At 67.6% G+C, this 20,179-nt stretch carries 19 protein-coding genes; 7 read left to right on the top strand and 12 right to left on the bottom strand.

The window, feature by feature from the left end; all coding sequences use genetic code 11:
- Positions 1-20: 20 nt before the first annotated feature.
- From ABIC65_RS13880 to ABIC65_RS13865, 4 genes are read right to left on the bottom strand one after another with little or no spacing between them, the layout of a single operon-like run.
- Positions 21-680 (bottom strand): nicotinate-nucleotide adenylyltransferase, encoded by a 660-nt coding sequence (locus ABIC65_RS13880; protein WP_354309522.1) that lies wholly within the window; start codon positions 678-680, stop codon positions 21-23.
- A complete protein-coding gene (locus ABIC65_RS13875) occupies positions 677-961 on the bottom strand; it encodes a type II toxin-antitoxin system RelE/ParE family toxin (protein WP_354309520.1) in 285 nt (94 codons plus the stop codon). The genes ABIC65_RS13880 and ABIC65_RS13875 overlap by 4 nt, the downstream gene beginning before the upstream one ends.
- Positions 962-1,213 carry a CopG family ribbon-helix-helix protein gene (locus ABIC65_RS13870; RefSeq protein ID WP_354309518.1) on the bottom strand — a complete coding sequence of 84 codons (252 nt, stop codon included), beginning with the start codon at positions 1,211-1,213 and terminating at the stop codon, positions 962-964. It abuts the gene before it with no gap.
- A 31-nt stretch (positions 1,214-1,244) separates the two neighbouring features.
- The gene (locus ABIC65_RS13865; protein ID WP_354309516.1) at positions 1,245-2,513 is read right to left on the bottom strand and encodes a glutamate-5-semialdehyde dehydrogenase; all 1,269 of its coding nucleotides are present in this window, start codon (positions 2,511-2,513) and stop codon (positions 1,245-1,247) included.
- A gap of 48 nt (positions 2,514-2,561) precedes the next feature.
- On the opposite strand from ABIC65_RS13865, the gene ABIC65_RS13860 reads away from it, so the two are divergent.
- Complete coding sequence (locus ABIC65_RS13860) at positions 2,562-3,632, top strand: DUF3667 domain-containing protein (protein WP_354309515.1); 1,071 nt, start codon at positions 2,562-2,564, stop codon at positions 3,630-3,632.
- A 9-nt stretch (positions 3,633-3,641) separates the two neighbouring features.
- Here ABIC65_RS13860 and cyoD read toward each other — a convergent pair whose 3' ends face one another.
- The 8 genes from cyoD to pdxH all read right to left on the bottom strand — a co-directional run bounded on the left by cyoD (position 3,642) and on the right by pdxH (position 10,977).
- Positions 3,642-4,031, bottom strand: a complete 390-nt coding sequence (cyoD, locus tag ABIC65_RS13855) for a cytochrome o ubiquinol oxidase subunit IV (protein WP_354309513.1) — start codon at positions 4,029-4,031, stop codon at positions 3,642-3,644.
- On the bottom strand, positions 4,028-4,675 hold the full coding sequence (gene cyoC, locus ABIC65_RS13850; RefSeq protein ID WP_354309512.1) for a cytochrome o ubiquinol oxidase subunit III: 648 nt from the start codon (positions 4,673-4,675) through the stop codon (positions 4,028-4,030). Before cyoC ends, cyoD begins: the two co-directional genes overlap by 4 nt.
- On the bottom strand, positions 4,672-6,681 hold the full coding sequence (locus ABIC65_RS13845; protein ID WP_354310015.1) for a cbb3-type cytochrome c oxidase subunit I: 2,010 nt from the start codon (positions 6,679-6,681) through the stop codon (positions 4,672-4,674). Before ABIC65_RS13845 ends, cyoC begins: the two co-directional genes overlap by 4 nt.
- A 2-nt stretch (positions 6,682-6,683) precedes the next feature.
- The gene (gene cyoA, locus ABIC65_RS13840) at positions 6,684-7,574 is read right to left on the bottom strand and encodes a ubiquinol oxidase subunit II (protein ID WP_354309510.1); all 891 of its coding nucleotides are present in this window, start codon (positions 7,572-7,574) and stop codon (positions 6,684-6,686) included.
- Complete coding sequence (locus tag ABIC65_RS13835; protein WP_354309508.1) at positions 7,567-8,178, bottom strand: cysteine hydrolase family protein; 612 nt, start codon at positions 8,176-8,178, stop codon at positions 7,567-7,569. Before ABIC65_RS13835 ends, cyoA begins: the two co-directional genes overlap by 8 nt.
- Before the next feature lie 66 nt (positions 8,179-8,244).
- Positions 8,245-9,414, bottom strand: coding sequence for an MFS transporter (locus ABIC65_RS13830; RefSeq protein WP_354309507.1), 1,170 nt, complete (start codon positions 9,412-9,414; stop codon positions 8,245-8,247).
- 55 nt (positions 9,415-9,469) lie between these two features.
- Positions 9,470-10,402, bottom strand: a complete 933-nt coding sequence (locus tag ABIC65_RS13825) for a cation diffusion facilitator family transporter (protein ID WP_354309505.1) — start codon at positions 10,400-10,402, stop codon at positions 9,470-9,472.
- Positions 10,399-10,977, bottom strand: a complete 579-nt coding sequence (pdxH, locus tag ABIC65_RS13820) for a pyridoxamine 5'-phosphate oxidase (protein WP_354309504.1) — start codon at positions 10,975-10,977, stop codon at positions 10,399-10,401. The genes ABIC65_RS13825 and pdxH overlap by 4 nt, the downstream gene beginning before the upstream one ends.
- A 97-nt stretch (positions 10,978-11,074) precedes the next feature.
- On the opposite strand from pdxH, the gene ABIC65_RS13815 reads away from it, so the two are divergent.
- The 6 genes from ABIC65_RS13815 to ABIC65_RS13790 all read left to right on the top strand — a co-directional run bounded on the left by ABIC65_RS13815 (position 11,075) and on the right by ABIC65_RS13790 (position 20,108).
- Complete coding sequence (locus ABIC65_RS13815; protein WP_354309502.1) at positions 11,075-11,941, top strand: Ku protein; 867 nt, start codon at positions 11,075-11,077, stop codon at positions 11,939-11,941.
- Positions 11,934-14,477 (top strand): DNA ligase D, encoded by a 2,544-nt coding sequence (ligD, locus tag ABIC65_RS13810; RefSeq protein WP_354309501.1) that lies wholly within the window; start codon positions 11,934-11,936, stop codon positions 14,475-14,477. The genes ABIC65_RS13815 and ligD overlap by 8 nt, the downstream gene beginning before the upstream one ends.
- Before the next feature lie 60 nt (positions 14,478-14,537).
- Positions 14,538-15,113, top strand: coding sequence for an RNA polymerase sigma factor (locus ABIC65_RS13805; protein WP_354309500.1), 576 nt, complete (start codon positions 14,538-14,540; stop codon positions 15,111-15,113).
- Positions 15,079-16,032 (top strand): FecR family protein, encoded by a 954-nt coding sequence (locus ABIC65_RS13800; protein WP_354309499.1) that lies wholly within the window; start codon positions 15,079-15,081, stop codon positions 16,030-16,032. Before ABIC65_RS13805 ends, ABIC65_RS13800 begins: the two co-directional genes overlap by 35 nt.
- A 78-nt stretch (positions 16,033-16,110) precedes the next feature.
- Entirely contained in the window at positions 16,111-18,885 is a 2,775-nt protein-coding gene (locus tag ABIC65_RS13795; protein ID WP_354309497.1) for a TonB-dependent receptor, read from the top strand.
- A gap of 14 nt (positions 18,886-18,899) precedes the next feature.
- Positions 18,900-20,108, top strand: coding sequence for a histidine-type phosphatase (locus tag ABIC65_RS13790; protein WP_354309495.1), 1,209 nt, complete (start codon positions 18,900-18,902; stop codon positions 20,106-20,108).
- Positions 20,109-20,179: the final 71 nt, after the last annotated feature.

Below are 20,179 nucleotides of genomic sequence, written 5' to 3'. Positions count from 1 at the left end.
GGAAGTGGCCAAGGTTGCTCCTAGTCTAGCGACTGTCTGTGCAATGTGAGTGGAGACGGCGCCGGCGCTTCCTTTTCCATGTTCGGAGAAGTGCCGAGAAATCGCCGGTGCCAGGCAGGATCGGCAGCCCGAAGGCGTGTTGCCGACGTCGGATCGGGGCGGAAGCGCAACAGCACAAGTGCCGGCAATCTCCATCGCGTCCAATGTTTCGCCTGGCCTGCGGGCCGCACAGCGCGCCGCAGCCAACCCATTGCAGGACTTGCATGGGCGCCCCTGTCATACCCCGGACGCGCGATAACCGCAATCGGAACCTGACGGGCGATGTGCCGCCACCGTTCCCAGCGGTGGAACTGCGCCAGATTGTCCGCGCCCATCAGCCAGATGAAGCGATGATTCGGGTAGAGCCGCGGCAGCTTGGTGAGCGTGTCGGCGGTGTAGCGGGTCTTCATCCGCTTCTCGATCGCGGTCGGCCGGATCGGGGCATGCCGCGCCATCGCCCGCGCCGAGGCCATGCGCGCCTGGAACGGCGCCATGCCCGACTTGTCCTTGAGCGGATTGCCGGGCGAGACCATCCACCACACTTCGTCGAGATCGAGCGCGCGCAGGGCATGCAGCGACAACCGCCGATGCCCGCGATGCGCCGGATTGAACGAGCCCCCGAGAAGTCCGATGCGTTTCATTGCCGCCCCGCCAGATCGCGCGCGCCATGCAGGACGCGGAGCACGCGGATGTGATCGGGCGCGACCCGATAAAAGAGCAGATACGGGGTTTTAGGCACACGCCATTTGCGACGCCCGCGGATCGTCAGCGGCCCCGCTTCGGGCAGCCGCGCAAGGAACGCGCCCGCCGCGACGATGCGATCGACCAGTTCGACTCCCAATGCCGGATCGGTGGATTGGTGATGGCGCACGATCGCTTCAAGGTCCGCCAGGGCGAGGTTCGCCCATCGAAGGTCCGCCACTCAGGCCGCCGTACCGCGCCGCAGCTCGGCGACCCATTCCTCCATCTGCGCCTGCGTCCGGCATTCGCCGCGATCGATCTGCCGCTCGGCTTCGTCGAGCGAATCGAGCAACTGCGTCTCCGCGGCGACGAACGCCTCGATGGCCTGAGAGACCACCCAGGACCGCGAACGATCCATCCGCTCCGCCAGGCGATCCAGCTGATCCGAAATCTCTTCCGGTACGCGGCCAGTAATGACGGCGGTTTTGCTCATGCAGTTAATGTATACAAGCGATACAAGCCGTTCAAGGCCGCGCCTGGCCGGTACCGAGCACCAACCACTTGTAGGTGGTGAGCCCCTCCAGCGCCACGGGCCCGCGCGCATGGAGGCGGCCGGTGGAGATGCCGATCTCGGCGCCCAGCCCGAACTCGCCGCCATCGGCGAACTGGGTGGAGGCGTTCCACATCACGATCGCGCTGTCGACGGTGTTGAGGAAGCGCGCGGCGGTCTCTGCATCCTCTGTCAGGATCGCATCGGTATGGTGCGAGCCGTGCGCGGCGATGTGCGCGATCGCGGCGTCCACGCCATCGACCCGTTTCACCGAGAGAATCGCATCGAGATATTCGGTGTCCCAGTCCGCGTCGGTGACGGCCCGGACGCGCGAGTCGAGCGCCTGGATCTCCGCATCGCCGCGCAGTTCGCAGCCGGCATCGGCCAGCGCCGCCAGGATCGGCTTGGGATCGGCGAAGCCGCGGTCGATCAGCAGCGTCTCGGTCGATCCGCAGATGCCGGTGCGGCGCATCTTGGCGTTGACCGCGAGGTGCCGCGCCATCTCCGGATCGGCGGCGCGATCGACATAGGTGTGGTTGATCCCGTCGAGATGGGCGAGCACCGGCACCCGCGCCTCGGCCTGGACGCGCGCGACGAGCCCCTTGCCGCCGCGCGGCACGACCATGTCGATCAGCCCCTCGGCGGTAAGCATCGCCCCCACCGCGGCACGGTCGATCACCGGCACCAGCTGGATCGCATCGGCGGGTGCCCCGGCCGAGACGAGCCCCTGCACCAGCGCCGCGTGGACCGCGCGGTTGCTGCGGATCGCTTCCGAACCGCCGCGCAGGATCGCCGCGTTGCCCGACATCAGGCACAGCGCGCCCGCATCGGCGGTGACGTTCGGCCGGCTCTCGTAGATGATGCCGATCACCCCGATCGGCACGCGCACACGCTTGAGCACCAGCCCGTTGGGCCGGGTCCGCTCGTCGAGCACGCTGCCGACAGGATCTTCCAGACCCGCGACCGCCTCGATGCCGGCGGCCATACCCTCCACGCGCTTGGCATCAAGCAGCAGCCGGTCGAGCATCGCATCGGAAAGGCCGTTCGCCTTTCCGGAGGTCATGTCCTCGGCATTGGCGGCGAGGATCGCGTCCTGCGATTCGCGGATCGCAGCGGCGGCGAACCGCAACGCAGCGGCCTTGGCCGGGCTTGGCAACGCCGCCAGCACCGTGGCGGCGGCGCGGGCGCGGCGGCCCATGTCGGCGATCAGCATCTGAGTGTCGGGCGTGTCGATATCGGCCATGCTGCGGATGCTAGCATGCGCTTCGCGAAGCTGATAGCCTCAGGGCCCATGGGGGAATTCGACGCAGCCGGCGAACTGGTGATGGGGGGCATGCTCGGCCGTGCGGTGGAGCCGCATGCGGGAGAAGGCCATGGGCACGGGCATGGCACGATCTGCCTGAATTGCGGGACCGCGCTGATCGGCCCGCATTGCCACGAATGCGGGCAATCGGGGCACGTCCACCGCTCGCTCGGCGCGATCGGGCACGAGCTGCTCCACGGGGTCGCGCATTTCGAAGGCAAGATGTGGCGCACGCTGCCGCTGCTCGCCTGGCGGCCGGGCGACCTGACCCGCCGCTACATCGCCGGCGAGCGCGCGCGCTTCGTCTCGCCGATGGCGATGTTCCTGTTCTCGATCTTCACGATGTTCGCGATCTTCCAGATCCTCGGCATTTCGATGCCGACCGATCTGGACAGCAACAGCATGAAGCCGACGGTCGCGCTCCAGCACTCGATCACCAAGGCAGAGGCGAACCGGAACGGCAAGGCGGCCAAGCTCTCCAAGCTGGGCGCGAACGATCCGGACCGCGCTGACTTGATTGCAGACATCGCCAAGGCCGACCGCGAGATCGCCGGATACCGGTCCGCCCTGTCGCAGATGCCAAAGGTGATGCGCGACGATGACGAGATCAACGAAGTGCATACCGGCTGGCACACCCTCGATCACGGAATCGAGAAGTGGCGCAATAACCCGTCGCTCATGCTCTACAAGTTGCAGTCGAGCATCTACAAATTCTCGTGGCTGCTGATCCCGCTGTCACTGCCCTTCGTGTGGCTGCTGTTCTTTTGGAAGCGGCAGTACAAACTCTACGATCACGCCGTCTTCGTGACCTATTCGATCGGGGCGATGTCGCTGCTCTTCATCGTGATCACGCTGCTGCACGCGGTGCATGTTCCCGGCAACGTGCTGGGCACGATGGCGATGGTGGTGCCGCCGGTACACATGTGCCGGCAGCTCAAACAGGCCTATCGGATCCGCTGGTGGTCGGCGATCCTGCGCACCGGCGTGCTGCTGTGGTTCATCACCATCATCGCCTCGCTGTTCCTGCTGATCCTCGCGCTGCTCGGCATCATGGGGTGATCCGGGGGCTCACGGGAAACCGTGCATCTGCCGGCCCATCGGCATCATGTTGTGGTCGAGGTGGCCGAGGGTCCACACCGACCCGCCGATCAGCAGCAATACCACCAACGTGCCGAAAGCGAGCGCCAGCACGTTGTTGGTGTTGTCCGGCCCGGTATTCACATGCAGGAAGAAGACGAGGTGGATGCCCATCTGCGCGATGGCGAGCACCACCAGCGCCATCGGGATCGCCGGCCGCCAGACCAAAGGCAGGTTGACCATCGCGAACGCCGCGGCGGTCAGCAGCGCGGCCAGGCCCAGTCCCACGACATAGCCGCTGGTGCCGCCGGCGAATTCCTCACCCTCGGCCGCTTCGTCGCCGGGGGCGGTATCGCCGCTGTCGGTTTCGCGCTCGCTCATGGCGCCACTCCCATCAGATAGACCATGGTGAAGATGCCGACCCAGACGATGTCGAGCGCGTGCCAGAACAGGTTGAAGCACATCAGCCGGCGCTGGATCTGCGGCCGGAAGCCCTTCACCCAGAGCTGCGCCATCATCGTGCCGAGCCAGAGCAGCCCCACCGCGATGTGCAGTCCGTGCAAGCCCACCAGCCCGTAAAAGGCCGAGAGGAAAGCGCTGCGCTGCGGGCCGGCGCCCTTGCCGATCATCTCGGCGAACTCGCTCAGCTCCAGCCCGAGGAACACCGCGCCGAGCAGCCCGGTGGCCAACAGCCAGACCTGCGCCGGTATCAGCTTCCGCTTTTCCGCCGCGACGCCGGCCAGCCCGCAGGTGAAGCTGGAGAGGAGCAGCGCGGCCGTCTCCATCGCCACGCGGCCCTGCCCGAACAATTCATGCGGGGTCGGGCCGCCCGCCGTCTGCTTGGCGAGCACCGCATAGGCGGCGAAGAAGCCCGAGAACAGGATGATGTCGCTGAGCAAATAAATCCAGAAGCCATAGCCCACCGTGGTGCGCTTGCTCGCCGGACCGCCCTCGCCGCGGCCGGTATTGCTGTCTCCGCCGCCACCGCGACCGATGCGATAGGGATCCTGCGCCTGGACGGTCATGCCGGCTGCTCCCGGTTTTCCTCGAGCCATTTCTGGCGGGAGGCGCGGCGGGCGCGGTCGATCCGCGCGACCTCTTCGGCGGGGATCGCGGTCTCGTCCTCGTCGCGCCAGGCGAAGACCACGAAGGTGGCATAGGCACCGACAAAGCCCAGCGCCGCCAGCCACCAGATGCTCCAGATCATCGCGAAACCGATCGCCGTCGCGAAGAAGGCAGTGACGACGCCGGTCGCCGAGTTCCGGGGCATCTCGATCGCTTCGTATTCGGGTTCGTCGCCCAGCGCCTGGCTCTCGAGCGCCTTGCGCTTGATCGTCCAATAGGGCTCTTCGCCATGCACGCGCGGCAGCACCGCGAAGTTGAACGCCGGCGGCGGGGACGAGGTCGCCCATTCGAGCGAGCGGCCGTCCCAGGGATCGCCGGTCTCGTCGCGCAGCGCCTCGCGGTTGCGGATGCTGACGACGATCTGGATCATCTGCGAGGCGACGCCCAGCATCATCACCCCGATGCCGCCGACCGAGACGTAGAGCCACGGCGCCCATTCGGTGAAATCGATATGCTGCAGCCGCCGGGTCATGCCCTCCAGCCCCAGCACGTACATCGCGCCGAACACGATCAGGAAGCCGGCAAGCGTCAGCCAGAAGGCCATCTTCCCCCAGAATTCGTCGAGCCGGAAGCCGAACGCCTTGGGGAACCAGTAGGTGATCCCCGCAAACGCGCCGAAGATCACCCCCGAGTTGATCACATTGTGAAAGTGCGCCACCAGGAACATCGAATTGTGCAGCATGAAGTCGGCGGGCGGCACCGCCAGCAGCACCCCGGTCATCCCGCCGATGATGAAGGTCATCATGAAGGCGAGCGACCACAGCATCGGGGTGGGGAAGCGCAGGCGGCCGCCATACATGGTGAACAGCCAGTTGTAGATCTTCACGCCGGTGCCCACCGCGATGATGCTGGTGGCGATGCCGAAGGCGGCGTTGACGTCCGCCCCCGCCCCCATCGTGAAGAAATGGTGCAGCCACACCGTGAACGACACGACGACGATGAACAGCGTCGCCGCAACCATCGAGCGATAGCCGAACAGCGGCTTGGACGAGAAGGTGGAGAAGATCTCGGAGAAGATGCCGAACGCCGGCAGGATGAGGATGTAGACCTCCGGATGCCCCCAGGCCCAGATGAGGTTCACGAACATCATCATGTTGCCGCCGGCTTCGTTGGTGAAGAAGTGGAAGCCGAGGTAGCGGTCCAGCGCCAGCATCGTGAGCGTGGCGGTGAGGATCGGGAAGGCCGCGACGATCAGCATGTTAGCGCCGAGCGCGGTCCAGCAGAACATCGGCATGCGGAGATAACCCATGCCCGGCGCGCGCAGCTTGAGGATCGTGGTCACCAGGTTGATGCCGGACATCAGCGTGCCCACGCCCGAGATCTGGATCGCCCAGACATAGTAATCGACGCCGACGCCGGGCGAGTAGGTCGTCTCGCTGAGCGGCGCATAGGGCAGCCAGCCGGTGCGAGCGAACTCGCCGATCACCAGGCTCATATTGACCAGCAGCGCGCCTGAAGCCGTCAGCCAAAAGCTGGTCGAGTTGAGCGTCGGGAAGGCGACGTCGCGAACGCCGAGCTGCAGTGGCACGACGAAGTTCATCAGCCCGATGATCACCGGCATCGCGCCGAAGAAGATCATGATCGTGCCGTGCGCCGAGAAGATCTGGTCGTAATGCTCGGGCGGCAGATAGCCCTGAGCGTGGCCGATCGCGCTCGCCTGCTGGGTGCGCATCATGATCGCGTCGACAAAGCCGCGCAGCAGCATGACGAGGCCGAGCAGCACGTACATCACCCCGATCCGCTTGTGATCGACCGAGGTGATCCATTCCTTCCAGAGGTACGGCCAATGCCCCTTCACCGTGATCCAGCCGAGCACGGCGAAGAGCGCCAGCGCGACGCCGCCCGCCGCGATCAGCGGGATCGGCTGGCTGAACGGAATCGCGGACCAGGTGAGCTTACCGAGCATCGTCACTCCGCCGTTCCGGGGGAAATCTGGGGTTGGCCGTCGCGGCCCTGCTCGGGGCCGGGCGCAGGCGGCAAATGCTGCGCCACCACCATGTCGAACAGCCCCGGCTGCACCGCGCCCCAATGTTTCACGGGCTCGTGCTGGCTCTGCCGCGCCAGCACGCGATAGGCGCGGCCGTCGAGCAGGCCGCCCGCCGCCTTCACGCTCGCCACCCAGCGGGTGAACTCCGCCACCGGCACCGCCTGGAGGCGGAAGTTCATGTCCGAAAAGCCGTCGCCGCTGTAATGCGCGCTCTGGCCGTAATAGCTGCCGGGCTTGCCCGCCTGCAGGTGCAGCGTCGTCGCCATGCCGTTCATGGTGTAGATCTGGCTGCCCAGCCGCGGCACGAAGAAGCTGTTCATCACGCTCGCGGAAGTGAGGCGGAAGCGGATCGGCACGCCGGCGGGCACCACCAGCCGGTTGAGCGTGGCGATCCCCTGCTCGGGGTAGACGAACAGCCATTTCCAATCGAGCGACACCACCTGCACCTCGAGCGGCGCAGTCTTCTCCGCGAGCGGCTTGGCCGGATCGAGTTCGTGGCTGCCGATCCAGATCAGCCCACTGAGGAACAGGATGGTCAGCAGCGGGATCGACCAGACGATCAGCTCGATCCGGCCGGAATAGACGAACTCGGGCCGATACTTGGCCTTGCCGTTGCCGGCGCGGAACCACCAGGCGAAGGCCAGGATCGCGATCATCGTGGGGATGATGATCGCCAGCATGATCACCAGCGAATCGAGCAGGATGGTGCGATTGTTCGCCCCGATCGGCCCACCAGGGCGCAGGATGCTCGCGCCGCTGCAGCCGCCGAGCAGCAGCAACAGCGGGAGTAGACGCGCGCCGCGCTCAGGCATGTTCGGCCTCGGCGAGCCACTCGTCGGGCGATCGCGCGCTGATCGCCGCGGTATCGGCGCCCATGCTCTGCGCGATGATCTCCAGCGCCCAGCGACCGCGATCCTCGTCCTGCGTCGCCACCGCGTCTTCGGGCACCCACAGCGCATAGTCGCGCATGTGGGCGTCGCCCGCGGTGAACAGCACGCAGATGTCGGTCGCGACCCCGGTCAGCACCAGCCGCCGCGCGCCGAGCTTGGGCAGCAGCACCGGCAGGTTGGTCGCGTAGAAGCCGGAGAATTGGGGTTTGAGGACGAAATAGTCGCAGTCGCGCGGCTTGAGCTTCGCCAGCCCGTCCGGCGCGCCGTCGAACGCCTGTTCGATCAGCCGCGACTTCTCCGAATGCCATTCGCCGAAATTGTCGTTGACGTAGACCGTCGGCAGGTCGGCAGCGTCGAACGCGTCGCGCAGCTGGAGGATCGGCCCGGCGATCGCCTCGGCGCGCGCGCGCAGTTCCTCGCCACCCTCAAAATCGAAGCTGTTGATCATGTCGATGATCAGCAGCGCGGCAGTGGCGCCGCCCTGGTCGCGCGCAGGTGCAGTGGCGCCCGTTTCGGGTTCTTCCATGGGACAGCGCTCCTCCTGCCCCGCCAACGACGCGTGCGCGCCGCCGTTCCCGCGAAATCGCCTAGGTTAATGCTTTCGACGATTCACCAGCTGGAGCAGTGCAGCGAATAGTGAAAGGCCACCGCCAAGCAGCGCGACGCCGGTCCAGCCGCCGGCTTCCCAGGCGAAGGTTGCGGTTGCCGAGCCGGCCGAGGCGCCGAGGAACATCGACCCCATCAGCACCGTGTTGAGCCGCGCCCGCGCCTCGGGGCGCAGCGCGAAGATGATGTGCTGGTTGGAGACGAGCGCGCTCTGCACCGCGAAATCGAGCACGACGACGCCGATCACCAGCGCGGCGATGCTCACCCACAGGCCGAACAGCAGCCAGCTCGCCACCGCGAGCAGCGCGCCGATCAGCACCACGAGGTGCGGGCCACGCTTGTCGGCGATACGGCCCGCCAGCGGCGCGCCGAGGATACCGGCGGCGCCGACGATGCCGAACAAGCCCGCCACGTCCGCGCCCAGATGGAAGCGCGGTGTCTCGAGGTACAGCGCCAGGATCGTCCAGAAGGCCGTGAAGCCCGCGAACAGTAGCGCCTGGGTGATCGCTGCCAACCGCAGCGCCGGAAACTCCCGCCACAGGCTGCCCAGCGAGCCGAGCAGCGCGCCATAGCCCAGCGTCGCCTCGTGCTCGCTCCGCGGCAAGCGCCAGGCCATCACGGCCGCGGTGCCGAGCGCCAGCGGCACGCCCAACCAGAACATCTCGCGCCACCCGAAATGCGTGCCGACGAACCCGGAGAGCGTCCGGCTGAGCAGGATGCCGCAGAGCAGCCCGGCCATCACCGTGCCCACCGTTTGCCCGCGCTTCGCCGGATCGGCGAGGTGGGCGGCGAAGGGCACGATCTGCTGCGCGACGCTCGCCGCCGCGCCGACCAGCAACGAGGCCCCGATCAGCATCCAGGCATTGGGCGCGAGCGCCGCCGCGACCAGCGCCGCCGCCAGTACCAGGAACTGGAGCACGATCAGCCGCTTGCGCTCGTGGAGGTCGCCCAGCGGCACCAGCAGGAACAGGCCCGCGGCATAGCCGAGCTGCGTCGCCGTCGGCACCAGCCCCGCGGGCTGGCCGGGCAGGTCGCGCTCGATGATGCCCAGCATCGGCTGGTTGTAATAGATATTGGCGACAGCGATGCCCGCCGCCGCCGCCATAGCGAAGGTCAGGCCGCGGCCGAGCCGGGCGGTTGGTTGGGGGGCATGCAAAATGTCGACTCCTCGGGCGTATGGTCGCCCAGATGGGGAACGCACCACCCGGCGTTTACTGTCCGATGGTTTGTGGCCCGCTGTCGTCGAGCAGATTGGTCTCGGCCATCGCATTGTCCGGCTCGTCGACATGGCCGTCCGGATCGACATGGATCAGGATTTCGGTATCCGGAAACGCCTCGCCCAGCGCGCCCTCCAGCCGCTCGACCACGTCATGCGCCTCGGCGATCGTCATGCAGGCGCGCATGGCGACGTGGAACTGGACGAAATCGCGATTGCCGCTGGTGCGGGTGCGCAGGTCGTGCAGGCTCTTGAGCTCGGGATATGTGGCTGCGATCTCGACGAAGCGGCGGCGCTTCTCCTCGGGCCATTCGCGGTCCATCAACTGGTCGATGGCGGCCACCGAGGCGCGCCAGGCGCCCCAGAGCAGCCAGAAGGCGATGGCGATGCCGAACACGGGGTCGGCGCCGGTGAGGCCCAGATAGCTCTCGCACACCAATGCGCCGATCACGGCGGCGTTGAGGTACAGGTCCGAGCTGTAATGGATGCTGTCCGTCGTGATCGCGATCGAGCCGGTCTGGCGGATCACCGAGCGCTGATACTGGGTGAGCGCCAGCGTCACCAGGATCGCGACGACGGAGACGGCGATGCCGTCCGCCGGATGCGCGCTGGTCTCGCTCTGCACCAGCCGCTGCACCGCGCGGAGCAGGATGGCGAAGCCCGAGATGGCGATGATCACCACCTGGAACAGCGCCGCCAGCGCTTCCGCCTTGCCATGGCCGAAGCGATGCTCGTCGTCCGCCGGCTGTGAGGCCCAGTGGACCCCGCCCAGCGTCACCAGCGAGGCGACGAGGTCGAGCCCCGAATCGGCAAGGCTCGCGAGCACCGCGACGGATCCCGTCTTCACCGCCGCATAGGATTTCAGCGCGCCCAGAAAGAGCGCGCTGCACACGCTGGCAATCGCCGCACGACGGGCGAGGTTGCTCATGGGTAGAGCATGCCTTCGGCCCAACCCTCGCCGGCGCGGGTGAACACGCGGCGCTCGTGCAGGCGATGCTCGCGGTCGAGCCAGAACTCGATCCGCTCGGGCGTCACACGGTAGCCGCCCCAATGCGGCGGGCGCGGCACCGGCTGGCCCTCGAACCGCGCCTGGACCTCGGCGAAGCGGTCCTCGAAGGTCGCGCGGGAATCTAGCGGGCGCGACTGGTCCGAGGCCCAGGCGCCGAGCTGCGAATCGCGGCTGCGGCTGGCGAAATAGGCGTCCGACTCCGCGTCGCTGGCGAAGGCGATCGGCCCTTCGATGCGGATCTGGCGGCGGAGCGACTTCCAGTGGAAGAGGAGCGCGACATGTGGGTTGGCGGCGAGGTCGCCGGCCTTGCGGCTCTCGCGGTTGGTGTAGAAGACGAAGCCGCGTTCGTCATAGCCCTTGAGCAGCACCATCCGCACCGATGGGTGCCCCTGCGCGTCCGCCGTGGCCAGCGCCACCGCGTTGGAATCGTTCAATTCGGTGGTGCGCGCCTCGGTGTACCAGGTGTGGAACAGCGCAAAAGGATCGGTGCTCATGGGATGTGCCTCTACAGCCTAAACGCCGCCGTTGCGATGGGCGGAACATGGTGCCCTTTGGGGAATTGAATCGGGCCTGCAACGAGGAGACTTCCCCATGGCGGCACGTGCCTATTGGCAGGGACAGATACGGCTGGCCCTCGTTTCGATTCCCGTCGAGATCTACACCGCCACAAAATCCGGCGCGCAGATCGCGTTCCACCAGATTCACGAGCCGAGCGGCCAGCGGATCAAGTACGAGAAGGTCGCCCCCGGCGTCGGCGCGGTCGAGCCCGACGAGATCGTCAAGGGCTATGAGGTCGAGAAGGGCGAGTACGTCCTGCTCGAACAGGACGAAATCGACGCGGTGAAGCTCGAATCGCGCAAGACGCTGGAGCTCACCCAGTTCGTCGACGCCGACGAGATCGACGTGCTCTATTACGAGCGCCCCTATTTCGTCGTGCCGGCAGATGACCTCGCCGAGGAAGCGTTCATCGTGCTGCGCGAGGCGCTGCGGCGGGCGCGCAAGGTGGGGCTGGGCCAGCTGGCGATGCGCGGCCGCGAATATGTGGTGAGCCTCAAGCCCTGCGGGCGCGGCATGATCCTGGAGACGCTGCGCTATGCCGACGAGGTGCAGAAGGCGCAGGGCTATTTCCGCGAGATCCCCGACAGCGAGCCCGATCCCGAGCTGCTCGACTTGGCGCAGACGCTGATCGAGAAGAAGTCGGGCAGCTTCGATCCCAAGGGTTTCCACGACCGCTATGTCGATGCGCTGCGCGACCTGATCGAGAAGAAGAGAAAGTCCAAGGGTGCGAAGATCCTGGAGGATCCGGACAAGCCGGAGAGCCGCGGATCGAACGTGGTCGACCTGATGGCGGCGCTGAAGAAGTCGCTGAACACCGGCGACGCCAAGCCCGCGTCCAAGGCCAAGGCGCCGGCGAAGAAGGCAGCGCCCAAGAAACCGGCGGCGAAGAAGCGTGCCTGACGCCGACAGCCTCGCCCGCTACAACGCCAAGCGCGACTTCGCCAAGACGGCGGAGCCCGCGGGCAAGATCGCGGAGGGCAGCGGCAACCGCTTCCTCGTCCAGAAGCATGACGCGACGCGGCTGCACTGGGACTTCCGGCTGGAAATGGACGGCGTGCTGAAGAGCTGGGCGGTCACGCGCGGCCCCAGCCTCGATCCCGACGAGAAAAGGCTGGCGGTGCGCACCGAGGACCATCCGCTCTCCTATGCCGATTTCGAGGGGACCATCCCCAAGGGCGAATATGGCGGCGGCACCGTGATGCTGTGGGACAGCGGCACCTGGGAACCGATTGCGGGCAAGAGCGCCAAGGATCTGGCGAAGGGCCATCTCCATTTCGTGCTCCACGGGGAGCGGATGCAGGGCGAATGGCTGCTGATCCGCCTCAAGCCGCGCGGCAAGGAAAAGGCCGAGAACTGGCTGCTCCGCAAGATCGACGATGCGTATGCAGGGGCGACAGACGAACTGGTGGAGACGGGCCTCACCAGCGTCACCACCGGCCGGACGATGCAGGAGATTGCCGAGGGCGCCAAACCCAAGATCCTCCCCGGAACGGGGAGGGGGACCAAGCCGCAACGCGGCTTGGTGGAGGGGGAGCGCGGCAAGGGAAGCCGTTCCAGAAAGGGCGCTGCCCAGCCGAAGCCCCCCTCCACCACCGCTTCGCGGCGGTCCCCCTCCCCGTCCCGGGAAGGATCGAAGGTACCCCCCTTCCAATCTCCTCAGCTCGCCACGCTGGTCGACGCGGTACCTACCGGCAACCAGTGGCTCCACGAGATCAAATATGACGGCTATCGCTCGCTGATCGCCACCGGCAGCGGCGGGCCTAAGATCTACACCCGCTCCGGTCTCGACTGGACCGACAAATTCCCCGGCATCGCCGAGGCCGCCGCCACCCTGCCGCCGGGCGCACTGATCGACGGCGAGATCGTCGCGATGAAAGGCGACAAGCCCGATTTCTCCACCTTGCAGGAGGCGATCTCCGCCGGCGGCGAGGGACTGCTGTTCTTCGCCTTCGACCTGCTCGCCGAAGCCCGCGAGGACCTGACCGCCCTCCCCCAGATCGACCGGAAGGAACGGCTGCGGGCACTGCTCGACGGTGTCGACGATCGCATCCGCTTCTCCGAACATATCGTCGGGCAGGGCGAGAAGCTGTTCGAGAGCATGTGCCGCGAGGGCTTCGAGGGCGTCGTCTCGAAGCGCGCCGATGCGCCCTATCGCGGCACGCGCAGCAAGGCGTGGCTCAAGATCAAGTGCACGCATCGGCAGGAGTTCGTGATCCTCGGCTGGATCGCCTCCAGCGCGCGGGGGCGCGGGTTCAAGTCGCTGCTACTCGGGCTCAACGGGCCCAAGGGGCTCGTCTATGCCGGCAAGGTCGGCACCGGATTCAATTCGGAAACGCTGGTCTCGATGCGCGAACGCCTCGACAGCCTCGCCACCGACACGCCCGCCGCCACGGTCCCCCGCCCGGACGCCCGCGGCGCGAATTGGGTGAAGCCCGAGCTGGTCGCCGAAATCGCCTTTGCCGAGTTCACCGCCGAGAAGGTCGTCCGCCACGCCAGCTTCCTCGGCCTGCGCGAGGACAAGCCCGCCGACGCGGTCGTCGCCGAGGAGCCGATTGCGCTGCCCGAAGCGGCTCCGTCCGCCATCAAGATCAGCAGCCGTGATCGGGTGATCTTCCCCGAATCGAAGCTGACCAAGGGCGACCTCGCCGACTATTACGCCGCCGTCGCCCCCATCGCGCTGCCCTGGCTGGCCGAGCGCCCGATCAGCCTGGTCCGCTGCCCGCAAGGCCGCGCCAAGCAATGCTTCTTCCAGAAGCACGATGCCGGCAGCTTCGGCGAGCAGGTCCACCATGTCGACATCCGCGAGAAGGACGGATCGACCGAGCCCTATCTCTATGTCTCGGACGCCGACGGCATGCTCGCCTGCGTGCAGATGGGGACGATCGAATTTCACGGCTGGGGGTCGCTCGTCGCCGATGTCGAGAAGCCCGATCGGCTGGTGTTCGACCTCGATCCCGACGAAGGCCTCGATTTTGAGGTGGTCAAGAAGGCCGCCGAGCATCTGAAGGAGCAGCTCGCCGAGATCGGGCTGACCAGCTGGCCGATGCTCTCCGGCGGCAAGGGGGTGCACGTGGTGGTGCCGCTGGTGCCGCAGGCGGAATGGCCGGCGGCGAAGAGCTTCTGCGAACGCTTCGCCCGCGCGCTCGCCCAGGCCGAGCCCGAGCGCTTCACCGCCAATCTGAAGAAGGCGAGCCGGACGGGGCGCATCTTCATCGACTATCTGCGCAACCAGCGCGGATCGACCGCGGTGCTCCCCTATGTCGCGCGGGCACGCGCCAACGCGCCCGTCGCGGCGCCGGTCACCTGGACCGAGCTGCGCGGGATCGACAGCGCCCATGCCTTCACGATCAAGGACGCCGCCACGCTGCTCGAACGCGCCGCCGGCCGGGCGCTGCGCGGCTGGGGCACCGCCGACCAGACGCTCCCCGATCTGTAACACCGCTGTCACGAGGCTTTCGCATGGGCAGCGTAGCGCGCCGCACGGGAAGGCAGGTCCGTGCGCACAGCTTCGTCCGAGATCATTCGCTGGGTGGCGCTGCACGTGGTGCCGCAGGAACCGCAGGTGCGCGGCGCGCTGCGCCGTGCCGGCGTCGCCGAGGCGGACATCGACGACCTCATCCAGGAAGCCTATTGCCGCTTCGCCGCGATGGACAGCATCGTGCATGTCGATCGGCCCGGCGCCTATTTCATGCAGGTGGTGAAGAACCTCTGGCGCGACCAGCTGCGCCGTGCGCGCGTCGTGCGATTCGAGGAAGTTACGGAAATCGCCCAGTGGCTCGTCGAAGCAGAGGAACTGGGCGTGGAAGCGGCGGTGGCGGCGCGCGAGCAGGTGCGGATGGTGGAGCGGCTGCTCGCCGATCTGCCCGAGCGATGCCGCACCATCTTCACGCTCAAGCGGATCGAAGGGCTGCCGCAAAGAGAGATTGCGCGGCGGCTCGGGGTAAGTGAAAGCATCGTCGAGAACGACGTGCAGAAGGCGCTGCGGCGCATCCAGCACGCGGTACGGACCGAGCGGTTCGAGAAGGAAGCATTGGGCGTTGGCGAACCGCGGCAGACCCGCATCCCGGCTTGAAGACGAGGCTGCCCGCTGGGCGGTCCGCATCGACGCATCGCCCGATACCGCCCCGCCCGGCCTCGATCGCTGGCTGGCCGCGGACCCCGTGCATCCCGGTGCCCTGCTCCGCGCCCAGGCCACGCTGGTACTGCTGGGGGGCGCGGTGCCGAAGACGCTGGTCGCGGAGGATCCAGGCCGCTCGCGCCGATTCTGGTGGCTGGGCGGGGCGAGTGCCACGCTCGCCGCCGGGCTCGCGGCCGCCGCGCTGCTGCTGCCGTCGCGCAGCGAGGCGATCCGTACCGGCATCGGCGAGGTGCGATCGGTGGCGCTGCACGACGGCTCCTCGCTCGCGGTCGATGCGCGCAGCGACCTGGTCACCCGCATCGGCAGCACCGCGCGCACCGTCGCGCTCAACGACGGCAAGGCGCTGTTCCGCGTCCGCCACGATGCCGCCGCGCCGTTCCGCGTCACGGTGGGCGACGTGACGATCACCGATATCGGCACCGTCTTCCAGGTCGACGCCGATAGGGACGGCGGCACGGTGGACGTGCTGGTGAGCGAAGGCGTGGTCGAGGTCGCCGCCGCCGGGCGCACGCTCCGCCTCGCCGCGGGCCAGCGCGCGCGCTTTGCGATCGACGGGGGCACGCCTGCGAAGGTCGAGCATGTCGATGCCCCCGGCATCGAACGCGCGCTCGGCTGGACCAGCGGCCGGCTCGATCTCGACGGCGAGACGCTGGGCGAGGCGGTGGCCGAACTCAACCGCCACAACCAGCTGCAGATCACGTTCGCCAACCCCGCGCTCGCCCGCGAGAAGCTGTACGGCGCCTTCCGCATCGACGATCCCGCCGGCTTCGCCCAGAGCGCCGCGATCGGCCTCGGCACCCGGGCGCGTGTCGGCCCGGACGCGATCGTGCTCGGCACCACCGAAAAAAACTAGCGCGCGGGTAAGGAAATCGCCGCGCCCGCCGTCGGGCAATCGAGAACCGCGCCATTCCGGCGCCTTGGGGTGGAAGACATGATCTCGAAGAATCGCTGGCTCGGCGCGACGGCAGTCGTGGCGATGAGCACGCTCGCCCAGCCGGCGCTGGCGCAGGTGCAGAGCTTCAACATTCCCGCGCAGGACGTCACCGGCGCGGTGCGGCTGTTCGCGCGCCAGGGCGGCGTGCAGATCCTCATTGCGGGCAGCGTCGGTGGGGGCCGGCGGATCAACGCGGTGTCGGGCAAGATGCCGGTCGACGAGGCACTGCAGCGGATGCTCGCACATACCGGCCTCGCCGCGCGCAGCACTGGTCCCGGCCGATATGTAATCGTCTCCGAGGAGCGCCCGGCGCAGACCAGCCAGGCCGAGCCGGACACGGTCGAGGTACCCGCCGACATCGTCGTCACCGGCTTCCGCGCCTCGCAGCGCGAAGCGGTGGCGGAGAAGCGCGCGGCGGACAATGTGATCGAGACGCTCCACGCCAACGACGTCGGCAAGCTGCCGGACCAGAATGTCGCCGAAGCGATCAAGCGCCTGCCCGGCCTGTCGGTCGCCAACGACCAGGGCGAGGGCCGCTATGCGATCGTCCGCGGCATCGATCCCAGCCTGCTCAACGTGACGCTCAACGGCCAGACGCTGCCCGCGCCCGAGCCCGCCGGCCGCCAGGTGAAGCTGGACGATCTGCCCTCGGCGATGATCCAGTCAGTGGCGGTCACCAAGTCGCTGCTCGCCAGCCAGGATGCCAACGCGATCGCCGGCGAAGTCGCGATCCGAACCCGCACCGGTTTCGACAGCGTGAAGCCCTTCTTCCTCGACGCGCGCGCCGCGCAGGGCTGGTATTCGCTCAACCACAAGGTGCCCTACGAGCTCGACGCCACGCTGGGCGGCCGCTTCGGCGCGCGGGAACAGTTCGGCGCGGTGGTCTCGGTCAACTATTCCGAGCGGCCGATCCAGAGCGAGAATTACCAGGGCTCGACCGCCTTCAACGCCGCCGGCGTGCCCGACGGCAACGGCCTGCGCGAGTACAACCTCACCCGCAAGCGCCTGGGCGTGGTCGGCAATTTCGACTGGCACGCCAGCGAGACGGTGAAGCTGTACCTGCGCTCCAGCTATTCGAAGTTCGAGGACCACGAAACGCGCGACCAGAACCGGACCGCGATCACCAGCTTCGGCACGACGCTGAAGGGCACCGGCACGATCCTGGTCCGCCGCCGCAACGAGAATGACAACACCAAATCGGTGACGCTGGGCGGCGAGTTCGGTGCGGTCGCCGGCGGCACGCTGGAAGCCTCGGGCAACTGGACCCGCGCCGAGAAGAAGGATCCGCTGCGCAGCGAGTTCACCTTCACCACCGCCAAGGGCGCGCTGACGCTCAACTATGATCCCTCGACCTATCCCTACACGCTGGCACCGACCACGGCGGCCTTCGCTAATCCGTCGCTGTTCACCTACAGCAAGGTCAATTTCGACCAGCGCAGCACGTACGAAGAACTGTGGCAGGGCCGGTTCGACTATAGCCACGATCTCGCCATCGGCGACGGCTCGACCCTCAAGCTCGGCGGCAAATATCTCAGCCGCGAGAAGGTCAACGATCAGAACAAGACGAATTACAAGACCGGCAGCGCGAAATGGACGCTGGCGAACCCAGTCGGGTATCCGGGCGACAGCGATTTCTACGACGGCATGTTCGGCTTCGGCACGCGGATCAACTATGACGCGGCCAAGGCCTATTTCGACGCCAATCCGAATGCCGTGGCGATCGACAAGAGCGGCACGATCAGCGACACGCTCGCCAACGACTTCGCGGTGAAGGAAAAGATCGCTGCGGGCTATGTGATGGCGACGCTGCAGTTCGGCGGGCTCACCGTGGTGCCGGGGGTGCGCGTCGAGCATACCGAGGACGACGTGCAGGCCAAGCTGGTCAACGCCGCCTCGACGCTGACCGACGGCTACAACAGCTTCGGCCATACCAGCTACACCGACGTGTTCCCGGGCGTGAACGCCAAGTTCGCGCTTGCCCGCAACCTGCTGCTGCGCGGCGCGGTCACCACTTCGATCGGGCGGCCCAACTACGCCAATCTCGCGCCCTATGTGGTGGTGGATACCAGCGATCCGGCGGTGGCGGCGATCTCGCTCGGCAATCCCGGCCTCAAGCCCTATCGCGCAGTGAACTATGACGCGGCGCTGGAATTCTACCCGGCGCCCGGCTCGATCCTCTCGGCCGGCTTCTTCCACAAGCAGATCGACAATCCGATCTACAGCAACACCAGCCGCCGGACCAACGTCACCGCCGCCAACGTCACCTATGCGACGGCCAACGTCACCAGCCTGCTCAATGCGGACTCGGAGCAGGTCACCGGCGTCGAGGGCAATGTGCAGGTGCAGTTCACCTTCCTGCCGGGCGCGCTGAGCGGCTTCGGCGTTTCGGCCAACTTCACCCATGTCTGGGGCCATGCCAATGCCGGCGCGATCCGCGCGGGTGACGTGCCGCTTGCCTATCAGTCGAAGAATGTCGGCAACGCGCAGATCTTCTTCGAGAAATACGGGCTGAGCGCGCGCGTGGCGTTCAACTATCGCTCGTCCTATCTCGACACGATCGCGACGACGGCGGCTGCCGACCAGTATACCGACGGCAACGGCCAGCTCGACCTGCACCTAAGCTACCAGGTGACGCCGCAGTTCACGCTGTTCGGCGATGCGATCAACCTCACCGACGCGCCATGGCGGCGCTATATTGGCACCCGCAACCAGCTGGTCGAGCGCGAGCGCTACGGCACCCAGCTGCGCGGCGGCGTGCAGATCCACTTCTGAGCGAGGACAGGACGATGAAACTGTGGATCGGATTGGGGCTCGCCCTCACCCTCGGTTCCCCGGCGGTCGCCGGCACCCGCCCTGCCGATCCGCTGGTGGTGGACCGCGTCGTGCTGCTGATGCGGCACGGGGTGCGTCCGCCCACCAAGGCCCCGGCGATGCCGCCCGAGGTGACGCCCGAGCGCTGGCCCGACTGGCCAGTGCAGCCGGGCTGGCTGACCCCGCACGGCGCGGCGGCGGTGGCTCGGCTGGGCGCGGCCGACGGCACCGCATGGCGCTTCTACCGCCTGCTCCCGGCCAAGGGCTGCCCGGTGCCGGGCGCAGTCCGCGTCGTCGCCGACAGCGACCAGCGCACGATCGAGACCGCCAAGGCCTGGGCGGCGACGCTCGTGCCGGGCTGCGCCCTCGCCATCGACCATCGCCCGCAGGACGTGCCCGACCCGCGCTTCAACGCGATCGAATCGGGCAAGGCGCCGCTCGATCCCGCCAAGGCCGATGCGGCGGTGGCGGCGGAAGTCGGCCCCGGCGGGTTCGCCGCACTCGACAAGCGCTATGCCCCGCTGCTGGCACGGATCGACACGATCCTCTGTGGCACGCCCCGCCCCGGTTGCGGCGTGTCGGGCACGCCCACCGGCCTCGCGCCGGCCCGCGCCGACAAGCGCCCCAAGCTGACCGGCGCGATCGACCGCGCCTCCACCGCCGCGCAGATCCTACTGCTCGAAGCGGCCGAGGGCATGCCGCTGGCGCGGATCGGCTGGGGTCGCGCGAGGATGGCGGACGTGACCGCACTGGGCGAATTCCACGCGCTCGAATTCCGCATCCTCGCGCGACCGCGCGCTGTCGCAGCAGCGAATTTCGCCGGCCTTGCCGAGGTCGTCCGCGCCGGGCTGGCCGACAACGGCCCGCGCATCACGATGATCTCGGGCCACGACACCAATATCGCCAATCTCGGCGGGCTGTTCGACGTGCACTGGCAGGTCCCCGGCTTTGCCGCCGATGATCCCGCCCCCGGCGGCGCGCTGGTGCTGGAGCGGCTGCACGATCGCGCGGGCAAGCGTTATGTCCGCCTCCGCTACCGCGCGCAGACGCTGGAGCAGCTCCGCACCGCAGCACCGCTCGGCCTCCAAGGTCCGCACGATCGGATTCTTCCCGTCCCCGGGTGCAACGCACGCGGCGTTGCCGGGTTGTGTACCCTGGACGAGGCGCTCGCCAAGCTCGGCTGAGACAGTCCCGCATATCTCCCGTGTTGCATGGCACCATCGTTTCGCCCATCACCGCGGCCGAGAAAGGGAAG

Source organism: Sphingomonas trueperi, from assembly GCF_040545665.1.
GTDB lineage: Bacteria > Pseudomonadota > Alphaproteobacteria > Sphingomonadales > Sphingomonadaceae > Sphingomonas > Sphingomonas trueperi_B.
Note: the sequence above shows the minus strand (reverse complement) of the source record. Positions and strands in the feature narration are given on the sequence as shown.